Here is a 2203-nt window from a genome sequence, read left to right as displayed (position 1 = left end):
GCCTCCATCATCATCAGGAAGGTCGTGTCGGTGTCGATGTTGATCCCCAGGACGGGATCCATCTGGACGGCGACTCGCAGCGACATGGGGGCTCCTGGGGTTTTCCGGGCGTCTGGCGTGACGGCTTAGTTAGGCGTTCTTTCGCCCGCGTCCAACGGCCGACGTTCTAGTTCAGCCCCAGCCGCATGCGTTCGCGTGCGGCCATCCCCCTAATTAAGTCTGAGCCGCATCCGCTCGCGCGCCGCCCGGGCGGCGATGGCCGCGCCGCCGTCCAGGGTCTGGGCGCGGGACAGGGCCTGTAGGGCGCCGGCCAGGGCGCCCTGACCCTCGCGGGCGGCGGCGACGTCGATCCAGGGGCGGTGGTCGTTGGGGTTCAAGAGGGCGCGGCGCAGGGCCGAGCGCTCGGCGCGGGGCCAGTCCTTGGCCTGCTGGGCGCGGGCGAAGATGTTGTTCTGTAGGCGGATCAACACGGCTCGGTCGGAGATCGGGGCCATCAAGAGCTCCAGCCGCGAGGCGACGTCGGGCATCAGGCCGGTGCGCAGCGCCCGGCGCGACAGCTCCGACGGCAGCACGACCCGTCCCTCGCTAAACGGGTCCAGGGCCAGCGGCCCCTCTTCGGTCTCGATCCGCAGCAGGAAGTGGCCGGGGAAGTCGACGCCGTACACGTCCAGCCCCACCGTCCGGGCGGCGTGCAGATAGAAGACGCCCAGCGCCACGGGCAGGCCCTTGCGGCGTTCGGCGATGGCGATCACGTCGGCGTTGTCGGGATGGTCGTAGGTCAGCACATCGCCCGTCAGGCGCAGGTCGCCGGCCAGGGCCTCGGCGATCGCCTCCTCGGGCGATTCGGCCTCGACGCGCCGGCGCAGCCGCTCGACGGCCTCGGCGGCGAGCGCCACGGCCGCGGCGGTGTCGCGGCTGGGATCGTCATGGACGGCGCAGGCCAGCGCGGCCTCGAACAGAGGAAACGTTTCGTCGGGACCTTCGCCCGCCTGGATGAGGATTTGCTCGGCCTCCTCGCGCGTCACGTCGGCCCTCCGTGGCCAAGGTCGCCGGCCCAGGCGTCGGGAAGGTGGCGCGGCATCCGTCCGGGCGAGAGGGCGACGAGGTCCAGGCGCGTGTCGAGGGCGCGCAACCCCGTCCGGTGGGCGCTTAGATGGGCGGCGGCGCGCCGAAGGCGGTCGCGCTGTGTGGGCGTCACGGCGTCCAGGGCGTCCTCGATCGTGGCCCGTTGCTTGACCTCCACAACGGCCAGGACGCCGCCGCGTTGCGCCAGCAAATCGATTTCGCCGAGCGGGGTCGCGAGCCGAAAGCCCAGGATGCGATAACCCTTGGCCATCAGCCACAGGGCGGCCAGCACCTCGGCGCGACGGCCGAGCTTGCGCGCCGTCGCGCCCCGGGCCTGGCGCGCCCCGGCCGTCATCCGGCGGACTCCTTCATGGCCAGGGCCTGGCGATAGAGGTCCTTGCGCGACAGGCCCAGCGCCTTGGACACCTCGGAGGCGGCCCCGCCCAGCGGCAGGCGGGTCATGGCCTCGCGCAGGGCGGCCTCGGCGTCGTCGGCGGTGGCGACCTTCTCGGCTCCGGGGCCGACCAGGATGACGATCTCGCCCTTGGGGGCCTCGAAGCGCGGATCGGCGGCCAGTTCGGGCAAGGTCCCGCGCACACAGGTCTCGTAGAGCTTGGTCAGTTCTCGGCACACCGCGGCCGGGCGCGGGCCGAACACGGCGGCCATGTCGGCCAGGCTGTCGGCGACCCGCGAGGCGCCCTCGTAGAAGATCAGGGTGGCGCGGACATTGGCGAACTCTTCGAGGAAGGTCCGGCGCGCCGCGCTCTTGGGCGGGGGAAAGCCCGCGAACAGGAAACGGTCGGTCGGCAGGCCGGCCAGCGTCAGGGCGGCCAGGGCCGCCGAGGCGCCGGGGATCGGGATCACCGGATGGCCGGCGGCGATCGCCTCGCGCGCCAGGCGGTAGCCGGGATCGGAGACCATCGGCGTGCCGGCGTCCGAGACCAGGGCCACGCGCTCGCCGGCCTCCAGGCGCTCCAGTATGCCCGGAATGGCCCGCTCGGCGACGTGCTCGTCGTGGCGCTCGAGCCGCGTGCGGATCCCGTAGGCCGACAGCAGCTTGCCGGTGACGCGGGTGTCCTCGGCCAGCAGGACGTCGCAGCCGGCCAGCACGTCCAGGGCGCGCAAGGTGATGTCGCGC

4 protein-coding genes are annotated in these 2203 nt (G+C 72.7%); all 4 read right to left on the bottom strand.

Annotation, left to right across the window (positions count from 1 at the left end):
- Window positions 1–86: hypothetical protein (locus VJ655_RS17060; RefSeq protein WP_324113148.1), on the bottom strand; the 86-nt coding region annotated here is incomplete at its 3' end.
- A gap of 123 nt (window positions 87–209) precedes the next feature.
- The gene (locus tag VJ655_RS17055; RefSeq protein WP_324113146.1) at window positions 210–1025 is read right to left on the bottom strand and encodes a SirB1 family protein; all 816 of its coding nucleotides are present in this window, start codon (window positions 1023–1025) and stop codon (window positions 210–212) included.
- Window positions 1022–1420 (bottom strand): YraN family protein, encoded by a 399-nt coding sequence (locus tag VJ655_RS17050; protein ID WP_324113144.1) that lies wholly within the window; start codon window positions 1418–1420, stop codon window positions 1022–1024. Before VJ655_RS17050 ends, VJ655_RS17055 begins: the two co-directional genes overlap by 4 nt.
- Window positions 1417–2203, bottom strand: a 787-nt coding sequence (gene rsmI, locus VJ655_RS17045) for a 16S rRNA (cytidine(1402)-2'-O)-methyltransferase (protein ID WP_324113143.1), incomplete at its 5' end; no start/stop codon positions are given. The genes VJ655_RS17050 and rsmI, both read right to left, overlap by 4 nt.

The sequence above is a fragment of the Caulobacter sp. genome (genome assembly GCF_035254145.1).
Classification (GTDB): domain Bacteria; phylum Pseudomonadota; class Alphaproteobacteria; order Caulobacterales; family Caulobacteraceae; genus Caulobacter.
Note: the sequence above shows the minus strand (reverse complement) of the source record. Positions and strands in the feature narration are given on the sequence as shown.

What these genes read in the sequence shown, in the direction of transcription:
- VJ655_RS17050 (WP_324113144.1), bottom strand. Translation starts at nt 1,420, where the DNA reads ATGACGGCCGGGGCGCGCCAGGCCCGGGGCGCGACGGCGCGCAAGCTC.